Source organism: uncultured Ruegeria sp. (genome assembly GCF_947500045.1).
Lineage (GTDB): Bacteria > Pseudomonadota > Alphaproteobacteria > Rhodobacterales > Rhodobacteraceae > Ruegeria.
Genome location: NZ_CANMQQ010000002.1, coordinates 287,316 through 313,007 on the forward strand (window position 1 = coordinate 287,316; position 25,692 = coordinate 313,007).

At 55.1% G+C, this 25,692-nt stretch carries 35 protein-coding genes; all 35 read left to right on the forward strand.

Annotated features, from left to right (window positions below; translation table 11 throughout):
• Position 1: 1 nt before the first annotated feature.
• The 35 genes from Q1B46_RS04915 (at position 2) to Q1B46_RS05085 (ending at position 25,687) form a co-directional block, all read left to right on the forward strand.
• A complete protein-coding gene (locus tag Q1B46_RS04915) occupies positions 2 to 205 on the forward strand; it encodes a hypothetical protein (RefSeq protein ID WP_299945310.1) in 204 nt (67 codons plus the stop codon).
• The gene (locus Q1B46_RS04920; protein WP_299945312.1) at positions 205 to 654 is read left to right on the forward strand and encodes a hypothetical protein; all 450 of its coding nucleotides are present in this window, start codon (positions 205 to 207) and stop codon (positions 652 to 654) included. Before Q1B46_RS04915 ends, Q1B46_RS04920 begins: the two co-directional genes overlap by 1 nt.
• Positions 651 to 1,688 carry a hypothetical protein gene (locus Q1B46_RS04925; RefSeq protein WP_299945314.1) on the forward strand — a complete coding sequence of 346 codons (1,038 nt, stop codon included), beginning with the start codon at positions 651 to 653 and terminating at the stop codon, positions 1,686 to 1,688. Before Q1B46_RS04920 ends, Q1B46_RS04925 begins: the two co-directional genes overlap by 4 nt.
• A gap of 119 nt (positions 1,689 to 1,807) precedes the next feature.
• Positions 1,808 to 4,273 carry a primase-helicase family protein gene (locus Q1B46_RS04930; RefSeq protein WP_299945317.1) on the forward strand — a complete coding sequence of 822 codons (2,466 nt, stop codon included), beginning with the start codon at positions 1,808 to 1,810 and terminating at the stop codon, positions 4,271 to 4,273.
• Positions 4,274 to 4,478: 205 nt separating this feature from the next.
• The gene (locus tag Q1B46_RS04935) at positions 4,479 to 4,814 is read left to right on the forward strand and encodes a hypothetical protein (RefSeq protein ID WP_299945319.1); all 336 of its coding nucleotides are present in this window, start codon (positions 4,479 to 4,481) and stop codon (positions 4,812 to 4,814) included.
• Positions 4,804 to 5,409, forward strand: coding sequence for a hypothetical protein (locus tag Q1B46_RS04940; protein WP_299945321.1), 606 nt, complete (start codon positions 4,804 to 4,806; stop codon positions 5,407 to 5,409). Before Q1B46_RS04935 ends, Q1B46_RS04940 begins: the two co-directional genes overlap by 11 nt.
• Before the next feature lie 15 nt (positions 5,410 to 5,424).
• Positions 5,425 to 6,036 carry a transcription termination/antitermination NusG family protein gene (locus Q1B46_RS04945; protein ID WP_299945324.1) on the forward strand — a complete coding sequence of 204 codons (612 nt, stop codon included), beginning with the start codon at positions 5,425 to 5,427 and terminating at the stop codon, positions 6,034 to 6,036.
• A 199-nt stretch (positions 6,037 to 6,235) separates the two neighbouring features.
• Positions 6,236 to 6,562 carry a hypothetical protein gene (locus Q1B46_RS04950; RefSeq protein ID WP_299945327.1) on the forward strand — a complete coding sequence of 109 codons (327 nt, stop codon included), beginning with the start codon at positions 6,236 to 6,238 and terminating at the stop codon, positions 6,560 to 6,562.
• Positions 6,540 to 7,793 carry a phage terminase large subunit gene (locus Q1B46_RS04955; protein WP_299945330.1) on the forward strand — a complete coding sequence of 418 codons (1,254 nt, stop codon included), beginning with the start codon at positions 6,540 to 6,542 and terminating at the stop codon, positions 7,791 to 7,793. Before Q1B46_RS04950 ends, Q1B46_RS04955 begins: the two co-directional genes overlap by 23 nt.
• A 2-nt stretch (positions 7,794 to 7,795) precedes the next feature.
• Positions 7,796 to 9,193, forward strand: coding sequence for a DUF4055 domain-containing protein (locus Q1B46_RS04960; RefSeq protein WP_299945333.1), 1,398 nt, complete (start codon positions 7,796 to 7,798; stop codon positions 9,191 to 9,193).
• Positions 9,177 to 10,259, forward strand: a complete 1,083-nt coding sequence (locus tag Q1B46_RS04965) for a minor capsid protein (protein ID WP_299945336.1) — start codon at positions 9,177 to 9,179, stop codon at positions 10,257 to 10,259. Before Q1B46_RS04960 ends, Q1B46_RS04965 begins: the two co-directional genes overlap by 17 nt.
• Positions 10,260 to 10,301: 42 nt before the next feature.
• Positions 10,302 to 10,994, forward strand: a complete 693-nt coding sequence (locus tag Q1B46_RS04970; protein WP_299945339.1) for a hypothetical protein — start codon at positions 10,302 to 10,304, stop codon at positions 10,992 to 10,994.
• A 36-nt stretch (positions 10,995 to 11,030) separates the two neighbouring features.
• The gene (locus tag Q1B46_RS04975) at positions 11,031 to 11,999 is read left to right on the forward strand and encodes a major capsid protein (RefSeq protein WP_299945342.1); all 969 of its coding nucleotides are present in this window, start codon (positions 11,031 to 11,033) and stop codon (positions 11,997 to 11,999) included.
• A 61-nt stretch (positions 12,000 to 12,060) separates the two neighbouring features.
• Positions 12,061 to 12,348 carry a hypothetical protein gene (locus tag Q1B46_RS04980; RefSeq protein ID WP_299945344.1) on the forward strand — a complete coding sequence of 96 codons (288 nt, stop codon included), beginning with the start codon at positions 12,061 to 12,063 and terminating at the stop codon, positions 12,346 to 12,348.
• 1 nt (position 12,349) lies between these two features.
• Positions 12,350 to 12,859 (forward strand): DnaT-like ssDNA-binding protein, encoded by a 510-nt coding sequence (locus tag Q1B46_RS04985; RefSeq protein WP_299945347.1) that lies wholly within the window; start codon positions 12,350 to 12,352, stop codon positions 12,857 to 12,859.
• Positions 12,856 to 13,104 (forward strand): hypothetical protein, encoded by a 249-nt coding sequence (locus Q1B46_RS04990; protein ID WP_299945350.1) that lies wholly within the window; start codon positions 12,856 to 12,858, stop codon positions 13,102 to 13,104. Before Q1B46_RS04985 ends, Q1B46_RS04990 begins: the two co-directional genes overlap by 4 nt.
• 10 nt (positions 13,105 to 13,114) lie before the next feature.
• Entirely contained in the window at positions 13,115 to 13,459 is a 345-nt protein-coding gene (locus Q1B46_RS04995) for a hypothetical protein (protein ID WP_299945352.1), read from the forward strand.
• On the forward strand, positions 13,452 to 13,865 hold the full coding sequence (locus Q1B46_RS05000) for a hypothetical protein (protein ID WP_299945354.1): 414 nt from the start codon (positions 13,452 to 13,454) through the stop codon (positions 13,863 to 13,865). Before Q1B46_RS04995 ends, Q1B46_RS05000 begins: the two co-directional genes overlap by 8 nt.
• Positions 13,852 to 14,247 (forward strand): phage tail terminator-like protein, encoded by a 396-nt coding sequence (locus tag Q1B46_RS05005; RefSeq protein ID WP_299945356.1) that lies wholly within the window; start codon positions 13,852 to 13,854, stop codon positions 14,245 to 14,247. Before Q1B46_RS05000 ends, Q1B46_RS05005 begins: the two co-directional genes overlap by 14 nt.
• Before the next feature lie 371 nt (positions 14,248 to 14,618).
• The gene (locus Q1B46_RS05010) at positions 14,619 to 15,080 is read left to right on the forward strand and encodes a hypothetical protein (RefSeq protein WP_299945358.1); all 462 of its coding nucleotides are present in this window, start codon (positions 14,619 to 14,621) and stop codon (positions 15,078 to 15,080) included.
• Positions 15,080 to 15,478 carry a hypothetical protein gene (locus Q1B46_RS05015; protein WP_299945360.1) on the forward strand — a complete coding sequence of 133 codons (399 nt, stop codon included), beginning with the start codon at positions 15,080 to 15,082 and terminating at the stop codon, positions 15,476 to 15,478. The genes Q1B46_RS05010 and Q1B46_RS05015 overlap by 1 nt, the downstream gene beginning before the upstream one ends.
• Before the next feature lie 342 nt (positions 15,479 to 15,820).
• Positions 15,821 to 17,572 carry a hypothetical protein gene (locus tag Q1B46_RS05020; RefSeq protein ID WP_299945362.1) on the forward strand — a complete coding sequence of 584 codons (1,752 nt, stop codon included), beginning with the start codon at positions 15,821 to 15,823 and terminating at the stop codon, positions 17,570 to 17,572.
• Entirely contained in the window at positions 17,572 to 18,159 is a 588-nt protein-coding gene (locus Q1B46_RS05025; protein ID WP_299945364.1) for a hypothetical protein, read from the forward strand. The genes Q1B46_RS05020 and Q1B46_RS05025 overlap by 1 nt, the downstream gene beginning before the upstream one ends.
• The gene (locus Q1B46_RS05030; protein WP_299945366.1) at positions 18,156 to 18,713 is read left to right on the forward strand and encodes a hypothetical protein; all 558 of its coding nucleotides are present in this window, start codon (positions 18,156 to 18,158) and stop codon (positions 18,711 to 18,713) included. The genes Q1B46_RS05025 and Q1B46_RS05030 overlap by 4 nt, the downstream gene beginning before the upstream one ends.
• On the forward strand, positions 18,710 to 19,105 hold the full coding sequence (locus Q1B46_RS05035) for a hypothetical protein (protein WP_299945368.1): 396 nt from the start codon (positions 18,710 to 18,712) through the stop codon (positions 19,103 to 19,105). Before Q1B46_RS05030 ends, Q1B46_RS05035 begins: the two co-directional genes overlap by 4 nt.
• Position 19,106: 1 nt before the next feature.
• Positions 19,107 to 21,692, forward strand: coding sequence for a phage tail protein (locus tag Q1B46_RS05040; RefSeq protein ID WP_299945370.1), 2,586 nt, complete (start codon positions 19,107 to 19,109; stop codon positions 21,690 to 21,692).
• On the forward strand, positions 21,692 to 22,639 hold the full coding sequence (locus tag Q1B46_RS05045) for a hypothetical protein (RefSeq protein WP_299945372.1): 948 nt from the start codon (positions 21,692 to 21,694) through the stop codon (positions 22,637 to 22,639). The genes Q1B46_RS05040 and Q1B46_RS05045 overlap by 1 nt, the downstream gene beginning before the upstream one ends.
• Entirely contained in the window at positions 22,639 to 23,097 is a 459-nt protein-coding gene (locus Q1B46_RS05050; RefSeq protein WP_299945375.1) for a hypothetical protein, read from the forward strand. The genes Q1B46_RS05045 and Q1B46_RS05050 overlap by 1 nt, the downstream gene beginning before the upstream one ends.
• A gap of 4 nt (positions 23,098 to 23,101) precedes the next feature.
• Positions 23,102 to 23,443: a DUF1353 domain-containing protein gene (locus Q1B46_RS05055; protein WP_299945376.1), complete on the forward strand. Its 342-nt coding sequence runs from the start codon at positions 23,102 to 23,104 to the stop codon at positions 23,441 to 23,443.
• An 8-nt stretch (positions 23,444 to 23,451) separates the two neighbouring features.
• Positions 23,452 to 23,805, forward strand: a complete 354-nt coding sequence (locus Q1B46_RS05060) for a thermonuclease family protein (RefSeq protein ID WP_299945378.1) — start codon at positions 23,452 to 23,454, stop codon at positions 23,803 to 23,805.
• A gap of 10 nt (positions 23,806 to 23,815) precedes the next feature.
• Entirely contained in the window at positions 23,816 to 24,028 is a 213-nt protein-coding gene (locus tag Q1B46_RS05065) for a hypothetical protein (protein ID WP_299663824.1), read from the forward strand.
• Positions 24,025 to 24,576 carry a hypothetical protein gene (locus Q1B46_RS05070; RefSeq protein ID WP_299945383.1) on the forward strand — a complete coding sequence of 184 codons (552 nt, stop codon included), beginning with the start codon at positions 24,025 to 24,027 and terminating at the stop codon, positions 24,574 to 24,576. Before Q1B46_RS05065 ends, Q1B46_RS05070 begins: the two co-directional genes overlap by 4 nt.
• Positions 24,577 to 24,583: 7 nt before the next feature.
• Positions 24,584 to 25,129: a lysozyme gene (locus Q1B46_RS05075; RefSeq protein ID WP_299945386.1), complete on the forward strand. Its 546-nt coding sequence runs from the start codon at positions 24,584 to 24,586 to the stop codon at positions 25,127 to 25,129.
• On the forward strand, positions 25,122 to 25,313 hold the full coding sequence (locus Q1B46_RS05080) for a hypothetical protein (protein WP_299945389.1): 192 nt from the start codon (positions 25,122 to 25,124) through the stop codon (positions 25,311 to 25,313). Before Q1B46_RS05075 ends, Q1B46_RS05080 begins: the two co-directional genes overlap by 8 nt.
• Positions 25,313 to 25,687, forward strand: coding sequence for a hypothetical protein (locus Q1B46_RS05085; protein ID WP_299945392.1), 375 nt, complete (start codon positions 25,313 to 25,315; stop codon positions 25,685 to 25,687). The genes Q1B46_RS05080 and Q1B46_RS05085 overlap by 1 nt, the downstream gene beginning before the upstream one ends.
• The last annotated feature ends 5 nt before the right edge of the window (positions 25,688 to 25,692 follow it).

The window sequence follows — 25,692 nt, forward strand, 5'->3', positions numbered from 1 at the left end:
CATGAATGTATTGAAGCGTATCAAGCGCGGCGAAAAGGTCATGGTTACCCTCCCAAGTGGTCGCGGCAAGCACAATCAGTACACACTCACGGACGGAACCGAGGTTGGTCACGATCAGTTTGCGGCGATCCGAGCGTTCCTCACCCCCGAGGACACAGGTCTGCTGTCTGACGCTGAGCCGCAGAGCTATGTGTGGGCGGGCTGATGACCAATTCCCGACGCAAAGGCGCAGCCTTCGAACGGCAGGTGGCGGGTGAGCTTCTGACCTACACCGGCATTCGCTTCAAACGAAACTTGGATCAGTATCAGGAGAAAGATCACGGCGACCTCACACCAGAAGATCCGGGATTCCCATTTGAGATGGAATGCAAGGCGTATGCCAGCGGTGCCGATTGTAAGTCTGGTTGGGAAGCACAAGCTTTCACGGCTGCCGAGAAAACCGGGAAGTTTCCCGCTGTTATCTACAAGTTTAACTCGCGCCCGATCCGTGTTCGCATCTGGGAAGATGCTCTCGCAGAAGCTTTCGACACAACACCGCTGAATTGCGGCCTAAAGGTCGATGTTTCACTGCAGGACTTCGCACTTATTGCTCGAGAAATTATGGCACGGCGGGCACTGGCGAAGCCGCGCGCTGTGACGGAGGCGATGGGATGAAAATCGCAACAGGTGATACCTCACAGGCCTATGGCGCTGGTTTCCAGCAGCTGGACGGTGTGGTGTGCTTCTCTGGCCGCGGCGAAAACGCCGAGCGCAAGCATCGCCAGATCATTGAGGCCTTGTGGGCCTGCGATAAACAACAAGACATTGATGACGTTCTGAGGGTCCACAGTCTCGAAATCGACGCCCTCTATCTGGATTATCCCGAATACCACGCCGCCGTTGAAGAAACGGTGAGCGAGGTCACGGCATTGATCCGCGCAAGCGGTCAATCGGGTGCGCCCGACACAGCGCAATCTTCAACCACAGCGAAACAGGAGAAAATCGTTATGTTCGCAACAAATCAAACCGAAGGGTCGCAAGGCCCGTGGATGACATGGTCCAGTAATGGCAGCGCCGCTAAAGGCTTTGCGCCGAAGTCATGGGTCATGCGCGGCAAAGACGCCAATGACAACAAATTCGAGCAGGTGTTCGAAGGCTTCGCCAATCCTTGCGTATTCGACCTCGACAGCCTGAAACTAGGCTGGGAAAAAGACGGGGCGCAGGGGCAGGCACCGGAGCGCCGCTATTCCAGCCATTACTCGCAGGCTATGCCGCGTCCGGATGAAAGCAAGAAACCCAATGGTGCTTTCACCTGGTCCTGCTGCCTGCAGGTCCGCGTTGCCACATCCCAGACGCAAGCCGTTACATGGGAGCAGGGCAGCTTCGGGGCCTATCAGGCGTTTGTTAAACTTTCCAAGTTGATCGAGGCCCAGTGGTCAGAGCATAGCCAGAATGGCGCGTTGCTGCCGGTGGTTCAGATGACTGGTGTCGAAGAGCGCAGCCTGACAAGTGGCACTACCAACATTCCGATCCTTGAGATTGTGAAGTGGGTGCCACGTCCGGACATTCTGAAGGACGACGCGCCTCAGATCGCTGCACAGCCCGCGCAAGCTGCTGCATCAACAACACCAGCGCCTGCAGCAGCTCAGACCCCACCTCCGACCACGCAGCCGGATAACAGCGCTGTCAGCGCGGCTGGCGGCTTCTAGACGCCTCGGGCGGTTTGGTTTGCACACTCGCTCCGCCCGAGACTGAGCAAAGACGCAAGTCCAAGCCGTATCCCTTTTTTGGGGTACGGCACTACCCGAGCGCAAGAGGTTAGACCGTGGTGCCTGAAGTAGCAGACAACCAAACTCCGGCTTTTGCGACCGGGAATGGCCAGAACGACACCCACGCGGTTGAGATCGACGACCGCCAGAATGGTGGCACACGATTAAATCCACATTCACGCGCCGGGCAGCCCTACGGGCAAATCACCGGGCCCGGGATCGCCTCATTGGCTCAGAACCCGGCGGCGCAGCCAAAAAGTGATGCGCCGTGGTTTATTCCTTCGACCTACTGCGAACACGACGCACGCAGTCATAGCGCGCAGAAGGAAAACGGAAAATTCCGGGTTTTGCCCGGTGATATCGACAAGGGCAACAAAAGCCTGGACGAGGTTGGGGCAGCATTAGATGCGGTCATCGGCCCCGATGTATCCCGCATTATCTACAGCACCAGCAGCGCCACATCCGACAATCAGAAATGGCGCTACCTGCTGTTTCTGTCCGATGCTCTGGATGGTGTTGACTACAAGGACACGCAGGACGCGCTTTTCGCGCTTTTGCGATACCAGGGCATTCAATGCGATCAGGCGCTTAATCGGCCCGGCCAATTGATTTACCTGCCGAACGTGCCACCCGAAAAACGCAACGAAAACGGGACGCCGGCATTCTACAAGCACGAGCTACACCGTGGTGTGCTGCTGAACCTTGATGCGGCAAGCCCAATTATCCAACGCCGCGAAGCAATCCGTGCTGATGTGGTCAAGGCGGCAGAGGAAGCTGCCGAAAAACGCGAAAAGACGTTGGCCATAGCAACCGATTCAGACGGATTGCAGCCCATATCCGAGTTCAACAAAAACCACTCAATCGAGGAAATGCTTGAACGCTACGGTTACGACCGAGATGGGCGCAGCAGCCATTGGCGTAGCCCCAACCAGACCAGCGGCAGCTACGCCACTAAGGTCTTTGAAGGAAAAATCTGGGTTTCCCTGTCCGAATCCGACATGGCCGCAGGTCTCGGAATGCAGCGCGAAATCAGTTGCTGTGGTGATGCCTTTGACCTCTTTAAGCACTACGAGCACGATGGCGATGAAAGAGCCGCTGTACGCGCCTATGGCAAAGTCATAAACCCGACGCAAAACGTGGTTCCCTTCAGCGGCACGCTAAACTTACCTACGGCCGCACCTGAGGCTCCGAATGAACAACCGCCAAGTCTTCCTGCTATCAAGGATGAGGCTTTAACGGATTGGACCTTTCTGTCTGGCGACAATGAATTCTACAACCCAACCACTGGCGAGATACTGGGTGTGTCGGCCTTCAACCTGGCCAAGCTTCCGATCACACCAGAGGTGCAGGTCGGGAACAATAAGGACGGTGATCCGGTCTACAAAAAATTCCAGCCGTCCAAAACGCTAATCGAATATGAAAGCGGGGAAGTTGTTTACGGCACCATGTATCGACCCGATCAGGAGCCGGGCTCGTTCTTTGTAGATGGTATAAAATACATCAACTCGTACATGCCAGCATCAGTGCCGAAGCCTGAGCAGGAATGGCGCGAAAACCCCTCCTGGCAGGTCTGTAAAGCACACATTGAAAACATCCTTGGTAACGATGCCAACATCATCTGCCAGTGGATGGCGCACAACGTTCAAAAGCCCGGAAAGAAGATACTCTGGGCGCCAGTGATTGTCGGAGTGCAGGGCGACGGCAAGACCACCATCGCCAAGATGCTTACAGCCGCTATGGGCGTCCGCAATGTTAGCCCCGTCAGCCCTGAGGCCATGTTCTCGGACTTCACGTCATGGGCAGAAGGTGCCTGCGTGAAAGTACTCGAAGAAATCCGGGTTCTTGGCAACAATCGCCATGATGCGATGAATAAGCTAAAACCTCTGATCACCAATGACACCGTCGAAGTGGTGCGTAAAGGCAAAGATGGCAAACAGGTCATCAACGTCACAAACTACCTTGCTCTGACCAATCACATGGACGCTCTTGCGCTGGATGAAGGCGATCGTCGTTGGGGTGTTTTCAAGACCCGTTTTGAGCACCGCCAGCATATGCTCAGTGAGTTGGATGACGCCTACTGGCAGGCACTGCATGATGCTATCGATCACAACCCAGGCGTCATCCGCTCGTGGCTGCTGGACTACGATATCAGCAGCTTCAATCGTGTCGCAGGACCCCAGACCAACAGCCACAAGAAGGTGATGATTGACCTCACTAAGCCCGCTGATGTCCAGGACGTCGAGCAAGCCATCGAGTTGGGATGGATGGGTGTGCATCCGGATGTTCTGGCAACTGACTGTCTGAATGCCGCCATGATCGACGCGTGTGGTGTCAAGATGAACACCCGCCGATTGGCGACGGCACTTGATCTGGCTGGTTGGGTGAAGATCCCCGGAGTTCTCTATTGGCGCTCAAAAAACCGCAAACTCTGGCGCCGAAAAGGGGCAGGGATCGCCAGCAAATCCAACGCTGAAATCAGAGACATTCTAGACCAAACCGCAACTGAATTGAGCATCGAAACATGACTGAACCAATAGCATTTCAACATCGGTTCAGTCGGGGCACCAATGAACCAATGCAAAACCTATTGGTTCACACATTGGTTCAGTCGCAAGTTACTGATTCTACTATTCTTTCTTCTAAAACTGAACCATTGAACCAATAGAAAGGGGGGTATCACCACAAAATAGTGAAAAAGGCTAAGTGATTGAAAATAAAGGATGTGTAAAAATGGAAAACAAGAAAACAGAAATATCTGGGGAAATAGAAAAGATTGGTTCAGTGGTTCAGTCGACCTCAACTGACCCTCTCGTTGGCAGATGCTTTGTGATCTTTGGTAATGAAGGCATCTGGAATTATCAGGGTCATATTGTCGGTGCACTTGATGGTGGACACTACCTGATTCAGTTTTTTGAGGCTGCATTCGGAATGCCCTCAACATTGGCCATTTTCCATATCACCGAAATGAAGTGGCAGATGGGCCGTCCAAAGGGCTCTTGGGAATTCTTCGAGGATGATCAACACCTGCGTGACTGGATTGATCGGAGACACGGGCATGCCTCCTAAACGACCACGCCGCCAACGCAAAGGCGATCGCCTGCTGAGCCCCGACGCCCGCAAGGAAGAAATCGCCTGCGACCATTCTCTGGCACCGTTCGATAGGCTGGCGATCGAAATGGAGCGCAAGTGGGGCATCGACCAGCTACCCGCCCTGGTCAGCCCAGAGACGTCCACCAGATACGGTCACGCGATCGCGGACCTGAATGCGGCCATTGCCAAGAGCGAACCGGCGGCTGTTACAGCCTGCGTGCAGAACTGCATCAAAGGTCTTGGCGTCATGGATGCCGAAGCAACTGCAGCCGGGCACCAACCGGCCACAGGAGAGTTCTGGGAATATGAGTTCATGCCGCACGACGCCATGGAAGCCTTCCGGTTTGCCGTGATGCGCGATGACGCCGAATGGCAGACGTCAAAAGCCTGTCGTCCCGATCTGCGGTTCTTCAGCATGCGGGAGGTTGCGCTTGCGCTGCATCACTACTGCAGTCGCCATCCCGTTGGTGAGGTCAAGGATCTCTTCCCTGGCGCCCAAATCACAAAAATCAATGAACCGTCAAAACCACCCGTTGACTGGGATGCGGGCGGCGACCCAATTCCGATCTAACCCCGGAGGCAGACAGTGACTAAGCGATATAATCCACTCCAAGTCGGTGACCCGTGGCCTTTCGAATCCGCAAGGGGGATCGTTGGGACACCTTGCGACCCCGTATGGTATGCGCTCATCACTCGACCGCAGAAAGAGCGGGAAACGCGACACAAGCTGCAGAACGCGGGTTGTGTTGTGAGATATCCAACGATCGACAAAACCCGACACATTCGCGGCAAGAAGCATGTTCACACGGTTCCGATCATTCCCAGGATCATCTATGCCAAGTTCAAATACACGCCTCAGTGGGACGTAATGAAAGATCGTAAGGTTGTTGTCGGTGTGTTCAGTGTCGGTGATTTGCCGCTGGAGATATCAGAGGACAAGGTCAACGCCATTATGGGTTTGCCGTCTGCGGTCGAGCAGGAGCGCCAGGCAGCACACGAGGCAGCAGAGAAAGAGCGGCTATTGCGCCTCAACTTCAAGGTCGGTGACAGGGCCATGCTGACAGAGGGGCCGTTTGCCGGTTTTTTTGTCGATGTGACAAAGGTCGAATTGGGCAAGGTATTCTATCACTTCGTCAGTAGCGACTTCCCGATGAAGGGTGAGGATACATCTGGAATTCTGCGAAGGGTTGCAGAGTGAATCAAGGTTTGGTAGCTTGCAGGCGTCCGAACACTAATTGGACTACCGGGCCGTATCCTGTGCAGGACACTGGGAAACGTAAGACCTGCGAGGCGAGGGTTGAGTTATACGCTCGATCCACAAGCCCGAAGTATGTTCGGAATTTCCTCATTCATCACGACTGGGTCGCGCTGATAGAACAATCAAAGGAAATCAATGTATGGCAAACGGACGTGGCGGGGCCAGGTCCGGTGCAGGCCGCCCGAAAGGGTCAAAGAATAAGCTCAGCAAGGCCAAGAAAGCGACCATATCGGAGCTTGCAGGCCAGCACACTGAAGCCGCACTGGCAACCTTGGTCGACATAATGAAAAGCGCGATAGCTCCGGCTGCTGCGCGGGTGAGCGCGGCGAATAGCATTTTGGATCGTGCCTACGGGAAGGTCGGATTAGCTGATGCCCCAGATGACGATGAAGCCCCCGCGCTCAGCATCAGCATCACAAGCAAAGCCCCTGTAGGGGATATTCGTGTCACACGATCTGGAGGTTAGCGCGCCGCAGGGTGTTTTCCTGAATGATCTGGATACAAAGTTTCGCGCCTATGTCGGCGGTTTTGGATCGGGCAAGACCTACGTTGGATGCTTGGATCAGGGATTGTTCGCGGGCGCCAATCCAAGGACAGTTCAGGGCTATTTCGCGCCGACATACCGGGATATCAGAGATACGTTTTGGCCAACAATGGATGAGGCAGCCTATTCGCTTGGCTTCCGAACTAAGGTCAAAAGCAGCGACAAGGAAATCGAATTCTACCGCGGCAAAATCTATTATGGGACCACAGTTTGCCGGTCGATGGACGATCCGACGAACATTGTCGGCTTCAAGATTGCACGCGCTCTTGTCGATGAAATCGACATTCTTTCCAAAGACAAGGCTCAGCAGGCGTGGCGTAAGATCATCGCTCGGATGCGACTGGTCATTCCCGGTGTCGTCAACGGCATAGGGGTAACCACAACACCGGAGGGCTTTCGGTTCGTCTATGACACGTTCAAGCGAGAGCCCAAGTCTAACTACTCCATGGTGCAGGCCAGCACATACGAAAACGCTGAATTCCTGCCAGAAGACTACATTCCATCACTGCTTGAGGACTATCCAGAGGAATTGATCAAAGCCTATTTGATGGGCGAGTTTGTCAACCTCACGAGCGGCACAGTGTATCGGTCTTATGACCGGCCCGGAAATAGATCGGCTGAGGCGATTCACGACGGCGAGCCGCTTTTCATTGGGCAGGACTTCAACGTCAATAACATGGCATCAGTTGTCTACGTGAAGCGCTCGACGGGCTGGCATGCAGTGGATGAGCTGACGGGCGGGGTTGATACTCCCAGAGTGATTGAAACCATCAAAGGCCGTTGGCCAGAGCGGCGCATAACGGTTTATCCGGATGCCAGCGGGACCAGCCGCAAGACAATCAACGCCTCAACTTCCGATATTGCGCTGCTGAAGCAGGCTGGATTCATAGTTAAGGCGAAGAACACGAACCCAAGGGTCAAGGATCGCATCTTGGCGACCAACGGCGCGTTTGAGCGTCGTGACCTATGGGTGAATGATAAGGCCTGTCCGACCTTTGCAGAGGCATTGGAGCAGCAGGCTTATGACAAAAACGGCGAACCAGATAAAACCACCGGGCATGATCACATCAACGATGCAGGCACATACATGCCAGCCTTCGAGATGCCGATCAAAAAGCCTGTGCTGGTGTCTGGGCTGAGAACGGCGGTTTAAGCATGGCGATTGACTATCACCGCGACGAATACACCGTTGCTCTGCCGAAATGGCAGTTGGTCAATGACATGGCCGCAGAGGACAACCTTGCCGCCTATCTGGTTGAGCTGAACCCGACCGACAAATCACCAGAGAACAAGGCGCGAAATGAAGCATATGCGGAGCGAGCAAGCTTTCTCGGCGCAACCGAGTTCACACTTAAGGGCCTGAATGGAGTTGCATTTGAGGATGACCCCTCTGTGTCGCTGCCAGGCGCCCTGGATTACTTGCTGACGAACGCAAACGGGCAGGGGCTGGATCTTTATCAGCAGATGCAGAACACCACGGCCAATGTGCTTAAGAACGCCAGATCAGGGCTGTTTGTGACGTATCCAGCAACCGAGGGTGATACGTCACGAGCCGATCAGGAAAGTAATCGGTCTGTCGCAACAATCCATGTTGTCGACGCTAGCCGCATCATCAATTGGGGCTATACCGCATTCGGCGCCGAGGTGAAGCTTTCACTTCTGGTGTTCACCGATACCATCGAGACGTTCGATGATTACGAGGTCAAGACTGAGGACATTATTCGCGAATTGGCGCTTGAAGACGGCCTGTTCGTGGACCGCAAATGGCATAAGCCCCAGGGAAAGGGTTGGGAGGTGTTTGAAGCCTCTGAGCCCTTGCAGGGCAACGGTGAGCGCTGGGACACTATCCCGTTTTCATTTGTGGGTGCCGAGGACAATTCAGAGCGCATCACGACGCCACCGTTGTATTCGCTGGCAAAGTTGAATCGCGATCATTGGCGTACAAGTGCAGATCACCGGGAAAGCTTGTGGTTTGCTGGACAGGTTCAGCCATGGGCCTCTGGCGTTGATGAATCGACGTTGGAGACTTGGCAAAAGGCGGGGATCTATGTCGGTTCTCGCAATATGCTGTGTTTGCCAGAGGGCGGGCAATTCGGCTTTGGCCAATCGGATCCAAACACCGCAAACCGGGATGAGCTGGACCGCCTGAAAGACGATATGGCCACCATCGGTGCGCGGTTCATTGAACCAGGCAGCGCCAACAAGACGGCTCAGCAGGATGCGGGTGAGCGCAAGGTGCAACACTCAATCCTGTCTTTGATCTCGGTGAACGTCGAAGATGCCTATCAGCAGGCTTGCGAGTGGGCGGCAAACTACATGAACGCGGATGGCGATGTTGAGGTTTCCTTATCTCGTGAGTTCATGCAGCCAGAGCTTAACGACGCGGCGCGAAACTACATTCTGGGCCTCTATGACCGTGGTCTGATTGGCGATGAGGACATGCTGCCAATCCTGAAGCGTGACAAGCTGGTTGATGCTGAGAAAACCGGTGAAGAGTTCAGCGAAGAGGTTGGTGCGCGCAGCGGCGGTGTGACTGATGCCGTCGACGCCTAACATCCTGATCGAGATAGCAACCCGGCATCAGGTCCACTTGGAGCGGCTAAAATCGGGTGCACAAGGCGAATTCGATAGCTTCCTGCGAGAAATGCAGCGCGACATCGTAGCCCAGATCGCAGAAGTCGAAGATATGGACAGCCTGAAAGGGCGTCGTCTGAATCGACTGCTCAAGGCGGTGCGCAATACACTGAAAACGGGGTTCGGTAACTATGAGGCTGTTTGGCGCCAACAGTTGGCGGATCTGGCGGAATACGAGGGCGGGTTTGAAGCCCGTACATTACAGCGGGTCTTTGGTGTGGATTTCACCCTGCCATCGCCTTCCCAGATGGTCACAGCGGCATTCGCCAAGCCCCTATCAGTGCAAGGGATAGATCAGGGGCAGTTACTGCAATCGTTCTTCGATGGATGGTCGGACAAGACGTTTCGCCGCGTTGAAGGGTCCATCAGGCTTTCAGCAGCTCAAGGGGAGAGCCTGACGCAGGCCATACGGCGCCTAAGAGGTACGAGGGCGCGCAACTACCGAGACGGCCTGTTTCACGCCACACGGCGCGATATGGCGATGCTGGTACGCACTTCCATGCAGCACGTCGCGGTTCAGGCCAAAGAGGCGGTATGGGATCGCAATCGGGACATCATCAAGGGCGTTGAGTGGGCGGCCGTTCTGGATGGTCGCACAAGCACAATCTGCCGGTCTCTGGATGGTCAGGTTTTCCCTGTTGATGAGGGCCCGAGGCCACCGGCGCACATTGCATGCCGATCGGTGACGGTGCCGCAGGTTCGCGACGGGCTGTCGATCCTTGGTAAGAAAGGCCAACAGACGGCACGCGGAGCTGATGGCATCAAGCAAGTGGCCGCAAATCAGGACTACTACCAATGGCTGAAAACGCAGCCAGCAGAGTTTCAGGACAGTGTGATCGGATCAGAGCGGGGCAAACTTCTTCGCAGTGGTGGGCTTTCACCTGAGCGGTTCCGCGCGCTGCAACTGGATAAGAATTTTCGACCGCTAACGCTTGAGGCGATGCGGGAACTTGAGCCAGCGGCATTTGAGGCTGCGGGCATCTAACGGACTGGCAGAGCCGGTCACCATCAAACCAGAGGTTCAAAGATGGCTATCAAGGCAATTCTCGACACGCTTGACGGCGTGGACGAGGCGACAAAGGCGTTTTACGCGGAAGATGACGGCAAATTTGTTTTGGATGTAGCGAAATACAGTGCTGCCCAGGTCGATGAGGCAACCAAGGGCTTGAAGGGCAAGGTTGATGAGCTGCTGGGCGAAAGCAAGGCAGCGAAGGCCAAGGCCAAAGAGGAAGCCGAGGCAAAAGCCAAGGCAGAAGAAGAGGCCGCGAAGAAATCCGGTGATGTCGAAGCACTCGAAAAGTCATGGGGTGAAAAGCTGACCAAGGCCGTTGAAGGTAAGGACGCGGAAAACGCGGAATTGCGTAAGACGGTGGACAATCTGACGGTCGGAGCGGCGGCAAAGGACGTTGCTGCTGAGTTGGCAGTTCAGGGTTCGGCATCGGTGCTTGAGCGCATTGTTCGCGATCGCCTGAGTGTTGAAATGACGGATAACGGCCCTCTTATTCGGGTCAACGATTCACAGGGGCAGCCATCGGCGGCGAACCTTGAGGATCTGAAAACGGAATTATCCAATGACGAGGCCCTAAAGCCTCTCATTGCGGCAAGTAAGGCATCTGGGGGCGGAGCGCCCAATGCGAACGGCGGGGCCGGTAAATCGAATGGATTGGCAGGGGATATCGCGGCCAAAGTGCCGGGTTTCTCAAGCCTCCCGAAATCGTAACGCAGGCAGATGCCTGAGACATAAAGGAGCGCAATTATGTCGCTTTCTCAAATGCAGGTTTTCAATGATTATATCATGCCTGCAACCATCGTTTCGCTGGCCCAGATGATTGACAAGTTCAATGCTGGTTCGGCGGGCGCCATCACACTTTCCTCGGAAGGTATGACCGGCGATTTCATGCGTGAATCGTTTTTCGCGTCTCTGGCTGCGGCGCAACGTCGTGTTGACCGTTATGCAGCTCAGGCATCCGCATCGGCGACTGATTTGACCGAACTGACGCGCTCTAGCGTCAAGATCGCGGGCGGCTTTGGCCCGGTTCGCTATGAGCCCTCGCAGATGACATGGCTACAGCGCCCGACACAACAGGGTGTGGCTGCTGCATCGACAGCGTTTGCTGAGCTGCTTCTGCAGGATCAGTTGAATGTCACGATTGCCGCTCTGGTGGCTGCCATCGAAAACCAGGCATCGCTGACCAACGATGTTTCGGCCTCGGCTGGCATGACCTATGGCGCCATCAACAGCGGACATGCGCTGTTCGGCGATATGTCGGGTGGAATCGTGGCGGATGTCATGACCGGTACTGTTGCGCACAAGTTGATCGGGGATAATCTGACCAACGGCACGCGGCTGTTCCAGGCCGGCAATGTCAACATCATCGACATTCTGAACAAGGCCGTGATCGTGACGGATGCGCCAGCGCTTTATGAGGCCGGTTCGCCGAACAAGTCGAAGGTTCTGGGCCTTGTGTCTGGCGCCGCGGCTGTTTCGAACGCCTCCGACGTCATCACCAATGTTGAGACCACCAACGGTCAAACCCGTATCGAGACCACGTTTCAGGCTGACTACAGCTTTGGTTTGGGGATCAAGGGTTACACCTGGGATGAGACCAACGGCGGCGCATCGCCTTCTGACGCTGAATTAGCAACTGGCTCGAACTGGGACAAAGTTGCTCAGTTCGACAAGCTGACCGCTGGCGTCATCGCTGTGGCCGACGCTGATCAGTGATCTTTCTGAGGGGCTGCTTCGGTGGCCCCTTTATCAAGATCACTCAGCAATGGAGAAAATCATGCCTAAGTTAGCTTACGTGAAGCACCCGATCACCACCGAGCAGAAGAAGGCACTGCGCGGTGATGGTTTCAAGATCATCGATGCCCGGTTCGCGCCTGAGGGCGCTGAAATCATTGATCTATCTGAGGGAGAGGAAATCAAGATTCCTGAGTCTCCCGAGGATATCGACGGGTTGAAAAAGGCCGAGCTTGAAGAATTGCTCAAGCGTCACGGCGTCGAAAACCTGAAGGGTAAGGTTGATGAACTCAAGGCCGCGCTCAAGCAGGTCATGTTTGTAGACGATTGATATGGCGCTCGACACCACTATAGGCGGCACAGCATCTGACAGCTATGCAACGCTGGCGGAATACCAGACCTATGCGGCGAACATGGGCTGGGAATTACCGGCCTTGCATGCCACGCAAGAAGCTCATTTGCGTCGGGCAGCGATGATCAACGATGCTGCTTATGTGTGGCTGGGGCGTCGTGTGACATCTACTCAGGCGCTACAGTGGCCACGCTATATCGCGCAGGATGTTGACGGCTTCCCGGTTGCAAGTGATGCAATACCTGCGCCGATCAAAACCGCGCAGATGGAAATGGCCTATCTTCTGCAACAGGGCGATGATCCTGTATCGAAGGTTGATGGGCGCACAATCACATCTGAACGTAAGAAAGTCGACGTGATCGAGACGGAAACGCAGTATTCCGAGGGCTTTGCGCAAGCAAGCTACCCTTCGGTTGATCGCTTGGTTTCGACCTATAGCACTGGAAAACTTGGACAACGCGCCGGTTCTGTGCCTATTATGCGGGCGTGAGTGACCGTCCCGTCATAGAACTAGCGCGAGACCGCGCTGAACGCCCCGATCAGGAGAGAATCGGGGATATCTGTGATGAATTGCTCGGGCAACGATACGGCGGTGAGATCTCGGCCGTGGCGGTGGTTTCACTGCTCAATGGCGGTCAGGTCCACTCAGACGCCTATGCAGGGCTTACACGTCAGCAGAAGATGGCCCTTGTTGGTGCCCTCGAAGAGCTGAAAGCGCGCATCCTGGCTGAATAGCGGGGCCCCCATGACATTTTATTCCGAAATGGCGGCTGTGGCCGATGAGATGCTACTGGAATTCGGCTATGACGCCACAATCAGGGCCGCTGACACCGCGTCAGACCCCGTGACAGGGGCAGGGGCCGCAGATGGCGCGACACGCACTGTCAGGGCGCTGCAGACGGGTATCGATTACAAGGTCTTTCCTGAAAGTCTGGTTCAGACCGGTGATCGCATGTTTCTGTTTGGCGCAGTGGTGCATGTGGGCGAGAAACTAATCGACGGAACTGAAGAATGGGCAGTCAAGCGCGTGCAGCACATTCAGCCTGACAATTCCACGCACATCATGACAAAGGCTTTGGTTCGTGGCTAGCTTTGGTGCCCAGCTGCAGGCGTTTGCCGAAAAGACAGACAACAAGCTTCAGGATGTCGATCGAGCCTTCAAGTTAGAGCTTTTTGGCATGATTGTGGGACGCACAAGGGTTGCTGACCCGTCGACTTGGAAGAGACCAGACCCAGACTATCTGGGCGGCACAATGCGCGGCAACTGGCAGGTTACGACCGATGTGCCAGCTCAGACGTTCATCGAAGGCCAGCGTAATACCAGTTTTGCGCTGCCAGCCGATGAGGCGGGAAAGATAGAGCCGTTTAGTAGCACATGGCTGAGCAACAACACCCCCTATGTGCTGGTATGGGAAGAGACCGACGCAATGGTTGGCGCATCGCTCGCTGATGCAAGGCGATTACTGGCGGAGGCGGTCGCAGATGCTGGAGATTGAACAGGCATTTATCAGCGATTTCATTACTCAAGACTTTGGGCTGCCGATTGCGCATGAAAACGTGGGCTATGATCCGGAACCGGGAACGCCTTATGTGAAGCTTGAGATCTTCCCGAATGCAGAGCGGCCGGCGGACTTGAACAGCACCAACAACACAACAGGCCTGATGCAGTTCACGCTGTATTACGCCGAGGGCAACGGGGCTATTCCGGCGAAGGTCAAGCGTCAGGAGATATTCGACGCCTTTCCGATCGGTCGGGTGCTGACATATTCCGGGCGGCGCGTGACAATAACAGGCCGCAATCCGTTCCGGGCGTATCCAGATGACGGTTGGTATAAGGTTATTGGCCGGGTCTCATACGAAGCGGATGTGCCGCGTTAACGGCGCAGACCTTCGCAGTAGTCAGCGACGGCGCCAACTAGCTTCTGATAACTGTTTCGGAACTCGTTTAGAGCGCTAGAAACCTCTTCCTTACCTTCGGCGTCTCCCTTCTTGGAGCGCGTTATATCAACGGCGAGAGTAACAAATTCAACAGCTTGCCCTTCAGTTGGTTCCAAGCCGGGGCCTAACCGAAGCGTACACTCTTCCCAACCCAGTGCTGAAGCGGGGGCGGCGGAAATAACTAGCAATAATGTCAAAACTCTAATCATGAAAACTCCTGTTTTCTTTAGATGAGCATGAATCAACTTAAAATCAACAGCCCATATTCCGGCCCTTGGGCAAGGCCATGACCTTCAGAAGGAGCCTAAATCATGGCTGTAGGTGATACATACGTCGAATTGGGCACCGGCCTTAAGATTGCAACCGGACGTCCCGCAACCGAAGACCAAGCAGGCTACGGCGCGCTTGTCTGGACAGACATCGAGGGTGTGATCAGCCTCCCTGAACGGGGCGACACAATCACCGATGTATCCGAGCCGACATTAAAAGATGGTCGGGTCGAGCATTTCAACGGCGCCAAAGATGGTGGCGTGCTGTCTGTGCCAATCAAATTCATCGAAGGTGATGCTGGGCAGGTTGCGCTTGTCGCAGCTGCCGGGACGAACACGGTTTACTCATTTCAAGAAGTCGACAGCGACGGTGTTGAGGCGCATTTTTACTATGGCCGCGTTCAATCCGTAATGCGCCGCGAAGCCACACCAAACAGCTTTAAGGGCTATAGCGCCAGTCTAGCCGTCAACTCCGATCGATTTACCGGAACAGAGGAATCCTGATGGATCTTAGTCGGTTCAATGTGTCTGCTGCTGCGGGTGTCGGCGCGGATCTTCACCTAAAGCACCCCTCTACGGGTGAGGATTTGTTCTGCAAGGATGGGGTAACGCCATTTGTGATCCGTGTTCTTGGAGCGGATGCAAAGAGTGTTCGTGAGGGCAGTCGAGCGCTGCAAGAGCGCGTTGCAAAGGGTGATTTGACCAAAGAGGAGGCTGCGCAGAACAGCGTTGTTCTCGCCATTTGCGGATGGTCTGACGAGATGGAATACAATGGGAAGCCGTTGCCATACTCGCCAGAAAACGCCCTTAAGCTGATGACAGATGAAAGCTCCAGTTGGATTGCGGAGCAAATTGCCCCTTTTTCGCTACGCCGCCGGAACTTCGCCCAGAACATGACCTAAGGCTTTGGGCGAAAACGCTTGGATTTTGGCACGCCGCACTGCCAGGAAAAGAGCAGACCCGGTGGCAAATCTATGAAGCCGTAAATAAGACGTCGCCCGAGTTACCCAAGATTGAGGCCAGCCAATACTTGGTAGAGGCCTTCATTGAATGTGGGATGGTTCAGAGTTCTTCCGCTGGTCTTTTGCAACTCTCGTGGAACGAAATAAGCGCATATTCACAGCTTACAGGTGCCATAGAAAGCCGCTGGGAGTGTGCAACTATCCGTCAGATGTCAGCCGCGTATTTGGAAGGCCGAAAGATCGGCACAGACGAATTCGGCATTAACCCAATGGAGAATAATGATGGTTGATGTCGCAACGCTCGCGATTCAGGTTGATACAACCGATTTGCAAGACGGCAAGGCCGAATTGGACAGTTTTGCATCGGCGGGTCGGCGCACAGAACAGCAGACCGGCAAGCTGACCAAATCCACCAAAATAGCGGGGGATGCGGCGCGGCGCGGTCGTACAGATTGGCGACAGATAGGCTTACAGCTCAACCAAGTCGGACAGCAAACACAGGCGACCGGCAATTTTATGCAGGCCCTTGCAATTCAGCTACCCGATATTCTGATGTTCTTGGGGCCTCTGGGGCTTGCCGCAGGTATTGCGACACCTGCTCTGTTTGGTCTCGCTTCCTCATTCCTGAAAGCTGGTGGCGATGCTGACGATCTAGCTGAATCGCTTGACGAACTGACAGACGGTCTTGAGGCGTATAAAGCCGCAGCAGTTGAGGGCGCGGATCTCGCAAAACATCTGGCGGAGCAGTTCGGCGTTGTAAGCGCAGAAAGCATTCAACTGGCCGAAAAGATGCAGCAACTAAGACTTGCTGAAATCCTTATCTCAGCCCGAGAGGCGACGGACAATCTAGCTAATTCGTTTGGGGGGTACTTCCAGGCTGAGCTTGCAGATTTGATCAAGTTCTTTGATGAGTTCGAATATACCGGCGAGCAAAGCGCAGTAACGGCACAAAGATTTGCTGCCGCACTAGACGAATTGCGCACCGCAACCGGGCCGAAAGAGCAACTTGACGCTGTGCGGGAGCTTTCAGAGCAATTACTGGACGCAGCCGGTAACACCATCAACATGACAGATGAGCAGCGGGACTACTATTCGCTGTTGCTGCAGACTGAACAGCGGTTGAGTCTCGTCGTTTCCCTGACAGGAAATGTAGCGGATAATACCGGCGTAGCGGCGGACGAGGCCGAGCGTCTGAGCGGTAATCTACTTGACGCGATTAGCGCCCAAAACCGGCTGGATTCCCTCGCGCGGGGTGATGGCTCGATCACCGGGGGTCGTGGCAATGTCGTTCCGGGGTCTGTTGATGCCTTAATGGCAGGAATGGGCGGCGAACACATCGAGATGAATCGCCCGAAGGCCCGCAAACGTGGCGGAGGTCGATCTGGTATTTCAGCAGGGCTTCGAGAGGCTGAGCGCCTTTTCGACAGCACTCGAACAAAAGCTGAAGAATACGCAATTTCAGTAGAGCGCATCAACGAACTGCATCGGTTGTTTCCTGAGATTGTCACTACTGAAGTACGGGATCGGGCCATCGGTGCACTGGAAGAGGGTGTGAATGTCCTGAGTAGCGCTACGGACACGCTCAACGACAGTTTTTCGGATATGTTCCTGAGCATAGGAGAAGGTTCGGACTCTGCCAAAAGCGCTCTTGCCGGATTGCTCGATCAGATGTCCCAACTACTTTTTCAGTCGGCCAATGCGGGCTTTGGTAACGGCGGTATTGCCGGAGCGCTATTAGGCGCAATTGGAATCCCAAGTGCTGACGGTGGCGGCTTCACCGGAAGTGGACCGCGCTCAGGCGGCCTCGATGGCAAGGGTGGTCAACTTTGGATGCTGCACCCCAATGAAACGATCGTGGACCACACCAAAGGTCAAAGCATGGGTGGTGGCGTGACGATCTCGATCGACGCACGCGGCGCACAAGAGGGTGTCGCAGAGCAGGTTGAGAGAAAGGTTCGCTCTATGCTTCCTGAGATACAGCGAGCGAGTGTTTCTGCTGTTGGGCAAGCGCGTCAAGATGGGTTCCCAGTCTGATGGCTGACACACTTCCAACCGACATCGTGCGAAGCATCGAAAGCCGAACCCTTGCAGCGGCGGCTGTGCCGGTCACTTCACCGTTTACCGGATCTCAGCAGATTCAAGACTGGGGTGGCTCCTGGTGGGAATACAGCATCGCAATCAAGGTTCAGCATGACGAGGCGGGCCGGTCACTATCCGCGTTCCTTGCCAAGCTGCGTGGCCCGGTCAATCCATTCCTGTTCAATGACCCATCTTTGCGCCAAACCGAAAGCTACGGCACGCCTTTGGTCGATGGTGCGGGGCAGTCGGGCAACACGCTTGTCACGGATGGATGGAGCGCAACCGGACTGAAGGCGGGCGACTTCTTTTCGCTTGGTTCCGATGAAGAGACCAGATTTTATCAACTTACTGCAGACGTTGTTCCGATTGCTGGCGCGGCCACGTTGGAATTTGTGCCGGCACTTCGGTCATCACCTGGTGATGATGCGGCGCTTGAGGTGAGCAATCCAAGGGTTCTGCTTCGCGCGACTTCCCCGCTGCCTGCCAATATACAGGCTGGTGACATGTATCGCTTCAGCTTCACCGCGCGAGAGGCGATATGACCCGCAATCTGACAGCAGCCATAGAGGCTGAACTGCAGGAGCAGGTTCTGCGGCCGCACTTGTTCTTTGAGGCCGAATTCCCGAGCGGCAGCATTTACCTGTGGACTGGTGCAGGCACCATCGAATGGAACAGCCAGACATGGACGGGTGCAGGCAACTTGATCGGTATCAGTGACATCGTCGAAACCTCGGAGATCGTATCGAGAGGCATGACCGTCAGCCTTTCGGGAGTTCCAGTGGATTTGATCTCACTCGTGATTGGCGATGTACAGCAGGGACTACCAGGCAAGGTCTATGTCGGTCTGCTGGATGAAGTTGGAGAAGTGATCGCAGATCCGGTCGAATCCTTTGCCGGTCGGTTGGATGTGCCGGAAATCGTAGACGGCGCCGAAACCTGCGTTATTAGCATCAGCTATAAAAACCGAATGATCGACCTGCAGACTCCGCGCGAGTTTCGCTACACGCATGAAAGCCAGAAGGTGTTTTTTCCAACGGATAAAGGCTTTGAGTTCGTCACCTCCCTGCAGGACAAAGAAGTAAGTTGGGGGCAGTGAGGCTGGAGGATTGGCCGCTGCGGCTTGATCGGCTGATCAGCGAGGCCAGAGACAAGCCGTTTGAGTGGGGAACGCATGACTGTGGGACGTTTGCGGCCGACGTAGTCGAGACGCTGACCGGGGTCAGGCTTCCGCTACCCAAGGGCTACACCACCGCCCGAGGATCAATGCTGGCAATGCGGCGCAAGACCGGATCGAGCCAGATGGACGGGGCGGTCAGTTATTTTCTCGGCGAACCACTTGAATCGCCCTTACTCGCACAGCGTGGAGATATCGTTTTGCATGAAACGCAAGCGCTCGGCGTGTGTGTCGGTCAATCGGCCATGTGCCTTTCTGAAGCCGGTTTGGCGTCTGTATCAGTGAATGAATGCGTGAAGGTGTGGAGGGTTTAAGATGCCACAAGTAGGGTTGGCCATCGGCGCGATCGGAACCACTATTGCCGCGGGCGGAGTAGGTGCTGCAGCTATTCAACTTGGCGGCTCTCTGCTTCTGTCTGCTGCGTCACGCGCTCTTATGCCCAAGCCGGACTATTCATCCAACCAGGTGCGCGGTCGTCAGGTCTCATCGCGTCAACCCGTGGCGGCACGAGAGTTGGTTTATGGTTTGTCGCGCAAAGGCGGCACGATCGTGTTTTTGCATTCGACTGATGCGACTTATGGCGGCGGTCAAGAGAACGCCATCTTGCATGTGATCATTGTGCTTGCCTCGCATGAGGTCTCGGGGATTGGCGCTGTTTACTTTGACGGGGTTCGCGCTTTTGACTCTGGCAGCACTACGGCGCGCGGACGTTGGGAGGGCAGGGCGTTTTGTTATCGCCGTCTCGGAACCGAAAACCAATCTGTTGCGCCTCAGGTTGGCAATTTCACAAATGGACTTTGGAGCGATGATCACCGGCTATACGGGTGCGCCTACATCGCGCTCCGCTTGCTGTATAGCCCTGAAGCTTTCCCATCTGGCCTGCCGAACATCACCGCCAATGTGGGCGGTAAGAACGACATTCTTGATCCCAGAACAGGGCTGCGGGGGTACACCGACAACGCGGCGCTCTGCCTGGCTGACTACATGTCGCTTTCCCCCTACGGCCTGGGTGCGGAGATCGGCGCGGTGGATGGTATCAATTCGGATGCTTTGATTGCCGCAGCCAATGTCTGTGATGAAAATGTTATTGAGGCGGACGGAAGCACGGATGCGCGGTATCGCTGCAACGGCGTCGTTACTCTCGATCAGGCGCCAAAGACAGCCATTGAGGCAATGCTAACCTCGATGGCAGGGCAGGCGGCGTGGCAGGCCGGTCAGTGGCATATCTACGCCGGTGCATACAGAACACCAACGCTATCCTTCACGAGTGACGATTTTGCTGGTGATCTGAGGTTGCAAACTCGACGTTCACAGCAAGACAATTTCAACGGTGTGCGCGGTCAATTCATTTCGACAGCCAGCAACTGGCAACCGGATGACTTCCCGGCTTATCAATCGTCTGTTTATCTCGCGGAAGATGGAGGTGAGGAAAAGTGGGACGACATCTCACTGCCCTTCACCAACTCAGGAAATGCAGCACAGCGTCTGGCCAAGATCCACCTTGAGCGTAAGCGGCGCCAGCAACGGGTTACGGTCCCCGGCAAACTGAACATGTGGCAGGCAACAGTCGGCAGCAATGTGAACCTGACATATGATCGGTTTGGGTTTGCGTTAAAGCCGTTCGAGGTGCAGGGCGTTACACTGTCGATTCAGGACGGCGCGCTTGTTCCCGAGCTGGTGCTGCAGGAAACCTCACCTCTCGTTTATGACCATACGGCAAGTGAGTTTGAGATTTACGAGGCAGCGCCAGAGACGAGCCTGCCCAGCGTAGCCGATATTCCGCCCCCAACAGGCGTCACGATCGATGAAAGCCTATACCAGACCCGAAATAGCGGCGGCCTGAAGACGCAAGTCACGGTTGCTTGGGAAGCGGCGTCATCAGTTTTTGTGGCGCAGTATCAAGTCGAGGCCAGCAGCGACAACGGTGTGAATTGGCAGGTTCTCGGCCGCACGTCGCAGACGTTCTTTGATGCGCGTGACTGGCAGGCCGGAGATTGGCAGTGGCGGGTCAAGGCGATCTCAAACCTTGGTGTTTCTTCTGACTACACGACGGCAATTCAAGCAATTTATGGATTGTCGGAACTGCCATCGGCGATTTCTGGATTGCGAATTCAACGCGCGAGCGGAACCGCTATCTTGTCATGGGGTTTGCATCCGGACTTGGACGTTCAAATCGGAGGCCAAATCCTCATCAGGCACTCCACTGCAGCGTCACCTTCGTGGCTAACAAGCCGTTCGTACAGCGAGACGAGCGGCGGTCAAACCAGCGATGCAGTGCCTTTGCTTGCGGGAACGTATCTGGTTCGTGCTCAAGATTCCTCAGGTAATTTGGGGCCGGTTTCAAGCGTGCTCACTGCTGATGCAGAGACGGTCGAATTTGCTGCCCTGACAACACTGATTGAAGATAGCAGTTTTACCGGAACCAAGACAGATTGCGGCGTTGTTGGCAGCGCGCTCCAATTGGCAGGGAGCGGAATTGTCAGCGAGTGGGATTTAGTATCCGACATCGAGCGGGTTTCTTCGGCAGGTGGTTATAAAACGAGCGGAACTTACGAATTCGCGGCTGGCATGGATTTTGGGTCGGTTCGTTCGGTTCGGCTCAGCGCAGACATCGATACGCTTACCGGATCTCTGACGGACTTAATTTCTGAAAGACAGGGTTTCGTTTCAACCTGGCAGCAGATTTCCAGTGGCAGCGGTGGGGAAACCGACGTTTTCATCGAGGCGCGAACCACTGAGGATGATCCAGCGGGAAGTCCGACATGGAGTGAGTGGAGTCGCGTAGATCGCTCTGACGTAATCGCTCGTGGCGTTGAGGCCATCGCCATTCTTTCTTCGATAGATTCAACTTTCACGCCTGTAGTTTCGAGACTCAGGCTCACTGCAGATGAGGTTGCTTGATGGCACAATCCCCTGATTTCGTTGTCGATGATGGAACCGGTGTTCTTCTTTTATCGCAATTAAATACGATGTTTGCTGCCTTGGCATCGAGCAATTCTGGGAACACTGAACCGCCTTTGCCGTATGCTGGGATGTTTTGGTTTGACACCAATTCAACGCCAGCAGTCATGAAGCGCCGGAACTCTGCGAATAATGCCTGGAACAAGGTTAACCCGGGAACGACGATTACCACGCGCACAAGCGGCTACACGGTCACGGAGGCTGATCGGTTTACCGCAAGCCGCTGTACAGCATCCCTAACACTTGCCTTTCAATCGGCGGCAACTCTTGGCTCTGATTGGTCGACCATCGTGTATGCAGATGGTGGGACGGTCACTTTAGACCCTGATGGTTCGGAGACCATCAACGGTGTTGCAACACAAACGCTGAGAGACGGTGAATGGGGTATCGTCTTTAGTGACGGATCAAATCTATTCCTGACATTGGTCCCGCGAGCGACGAGCCGTAAACCCGACTTCATCCTCGAAAACCGCCAGGCCAGCGGCGTTGGTGGCGGCTCCTTGAGCGTCGGCACGAACACTCTGGTCCTCAATACAGAGGTCAGAGATTCTTCCGGCATAGTCTCCCTGTTATCCAGTGAATTCACTGTCACCGAGGATTGCTATATCGAGTGGGCATTCCCGATTTATGACTCAAACCAAGCCAGAACGTCGCTGTACAGCGTGACGGATGCTGCAACCGTCGCCGAGGCAGACGCGATGGGCATGAATATTTGGGCGCGCTCAGCGAGTATCAACGTCGAGAATGTTTCACATGGTTGGGGTCTTCTGGAGTCAGGAAAAACCTACCGTATTGAATGCTACGCCGCTTCCAGTGGCCTGCAGGGGCTCGGGGCGACAACAGGCGACCCTGAGCGTTTTGGCTTTGTAAAAGGGTGGATTGACTGATGGGTTCAGCATTGATTGTCGATAGCGTCGTATTGCAGCTTGACCTTACCGGGGTGGCTCTGACTGACGCGCAAAAGGCGGCAGGATGGAAAGCGGTAGACGACGGCGTTGCACCGGGGATGATTGAGCAAGGTGATGGAAGCTTTGTTGCGCCTGTTCCAGATCTGGAGGCTGCTCGATCAATTGCATCCCTCTCCCGTTATGACTTTGCGTCTGCTGCGGCAAAGGCTGGTTATGTGACTTGGCCTGAGGCTGCACAGTGGGCAGCTGGTAACTCACTTCCGGCACAGGTGCAGAGCATCATTGATGCGCTCCCAGCAGAGGGGCAAGGTCCAGCCATGATGGACGCTCTTGCCCGACCAGAGATCCGGCGCAACGGCGATCTGATGCCCGCACTGGCGACGGCATTTGCAACCAACGATGCCGGGCTCGACGCTATTTTTGGTATCACCGCCTAAGTCTATGGGCGCTTCAAACCACTTCGAGCATCTGACAGGCATTCGCTACTGCACAGCGCAACCGGTCCATCTACGCGTCGAGCAAGGCACGGCCTTATTCAAGATGGATGTGCCCGAGGGGTTTGTTTTCGACGTGTCGGTGCCGCGCCCGCTGCGCTGGTTGTTTGATCCGCACGATGAGAGGTTTCTGCCAGCCTCGGCACTGCATGACTACGCACTGCACGAATTGAAGTTGTCCCGCTTATGGGCGGCTGCACCGTTCGGCTATGCGTTGCGTCAACAGGGTGTGAGCCGGATCAAGCGCCTTGCAATGGTTCTGGCCGTCATCGTCTGGCGGTGGAAATAGGAGACATCATGAAAGTCCCGTACATCTACCGCGCGCATGTGACAGACGTCTATGACGCGGACACAATCACTGTGACCGTTGATCAGGGCTTTCATAGCTCAATGGAGAAACTGAAGGTCAGGCTGTTTGGCATCAACGCCCCAGAGGTGCGCGGCCCTGAGCGGCCGGAAGGCCTCGTATCTCGCGATTGGCTGCAAGAACAGATCCTCGGCAAAGACATCATCATGCAGACGTTCAAGGCGGGTCGGGGCAAAGGCAAATACGGGCGTTGGCTGGCCAACATTTACCGTTCGGAAGGCGATGAAATCAGCCTCAACGATGAAATGATCAACCTCGGGCTGGCGAAAGCAGCGGATTACTAAAGGGCAGGGCATGACCGACGAAGAACACAAGATGATTGCGAAGGTCCATGACTGGCTCTTTGAGCCACCGATGGAAGGCAGAGACAACCGCGCAAAGCAATTGGATGATGTCATGGCAGCTATTCGAGCGGGCAAACTTGGCGGCCGGGCAACACTCTGGATTGCTGGTGCGATAGCCGCGGTACTTGCAGCCTACGCGCAAATCAAGGGGCTGTGGAAATGAGAAAACGCCGGTTCGTTTGGTCTGTAGATATCCTGAGCCTGATTTTCATCGCATGGGTCGGGGTGACGCTTATCCCGCTTGGCTGGTTCTGGTACGATCCGGGGCAGGTTGTAATATCCAACAGTTCGATCGAGAACCCACCTCGCGTGGACTTCAGTCGCAAGATCAGCCGCCCAGTCATCATGAAGTATCAGGTAGTCATCCGGGACATCGAGCGGAATGCTGTTGTCTGTGATCCATCCAGTGAGCCATTTACTTACAGCCCGGATTCACGCTTTCCTGATGATGCTGATTTGGTCTGGTGGACTGGTGGCGATGATCGATGCTGGCCGCGCGAACCGGGGACATACATCGCCGAAACCTGCTGGACGGCGACGCATCTGTTCTGGGGTCTGATTCCAGACAAGACAGTCTGCCGCACCAGCAATCCATTTACGATTAATCTGATCAGCCCGGAAGAAGCCGAACAGGTCATTCAGAAGCAGCAAGATCTCGAAAGCCAGGTCGAGGGCCTGTCACGTGGTCTTGAGATGCTGCAGCACAACTAGGTGATCCATGAGAATTAATGACGCGGGCTTGGACCTCATCAAGCGATTTGAGGGATTCGAGCCAAAAGCCTATCGCGACCCCGTTGGGGTCTGGACCATCGGCTACGGCACCACCAGCCGCGCTGGAATTGGCGTTACGGTTTCGCCGGGCATGGAAGTTTCTGAGGAACAGGCGTCGCAATATCTGATGGCGGCGCTGGACAAATTTGGCGAGCAAATCTTGCCGGGCTTTCAGCGGAAACCGAATGAAAACCAATACGCGGCCATGCTGTCATTAGCCTACAACATCGGTCCCGGCGCGTTTCGCAAATCGACTTGCCTAAAGCGGTTCAACAAGGGTGACGACGAGGGCTCAGCACAGGCGCTGCAATGGTTCAACAAGGCGGGTGGCAAGGTCCTGCGCGGTTTGGTTCGGCGGAGGCAGGCGGAGTCCGAGTTGTTCCTGCGTGATGTTCCCGCATTCCGTGTGCCAAAGGCGGACGGCGCAGAATGGCTGCTCCGGTCTCTTATCAACCTAATTCTTGGTTTGTTCAAAGGAGGCAGAAATGCTTAAAGGAAATCGCACACGTCTATTCGCGCTGCTGGTCATCTTGGTCGGCATTCTGGAAACCTACGGCTCTGAGGTCGTGGGAACGATTGTGCCCCCTGAATATCAGGGGCTCGCGATCACAGGGATTGGGATAATCGTTCTGATCCTGCGCCAGATCACGACCTCGGCACCTGGGCGGCAATACTGATGCTCCGATTCCTGCTGTCTTGGCTGACTTCAGGTCCGCTGGATCGTGTTCTTGATACGGTCGACCAGAAGTTCAAATCCGAGACCGACAAGGAAAAGATCAAGGGTGATCTGATCCAAACCTATTATCGGACTCGCGCAGACTGGATGCAGAAGGGCGGCTTTGTCCTGATGCTGCTGTTTGCGGCACCTCTGGCTTATTGGTTCGCCGCTGTGTGCTTCTACTCGGTGCATTGGTGCGCTGATTGCGCTGATCCCAAATCTTGGTCGATTGCTGCGTTGCCTCCACCCTTGGACGAATGGGCGGGGCTGATTGTAGCCAGCATATTCGGCGTCATCGGTGTAACCGTCTGGTCTCGGGGGCGGCGGCAGTGACCTTC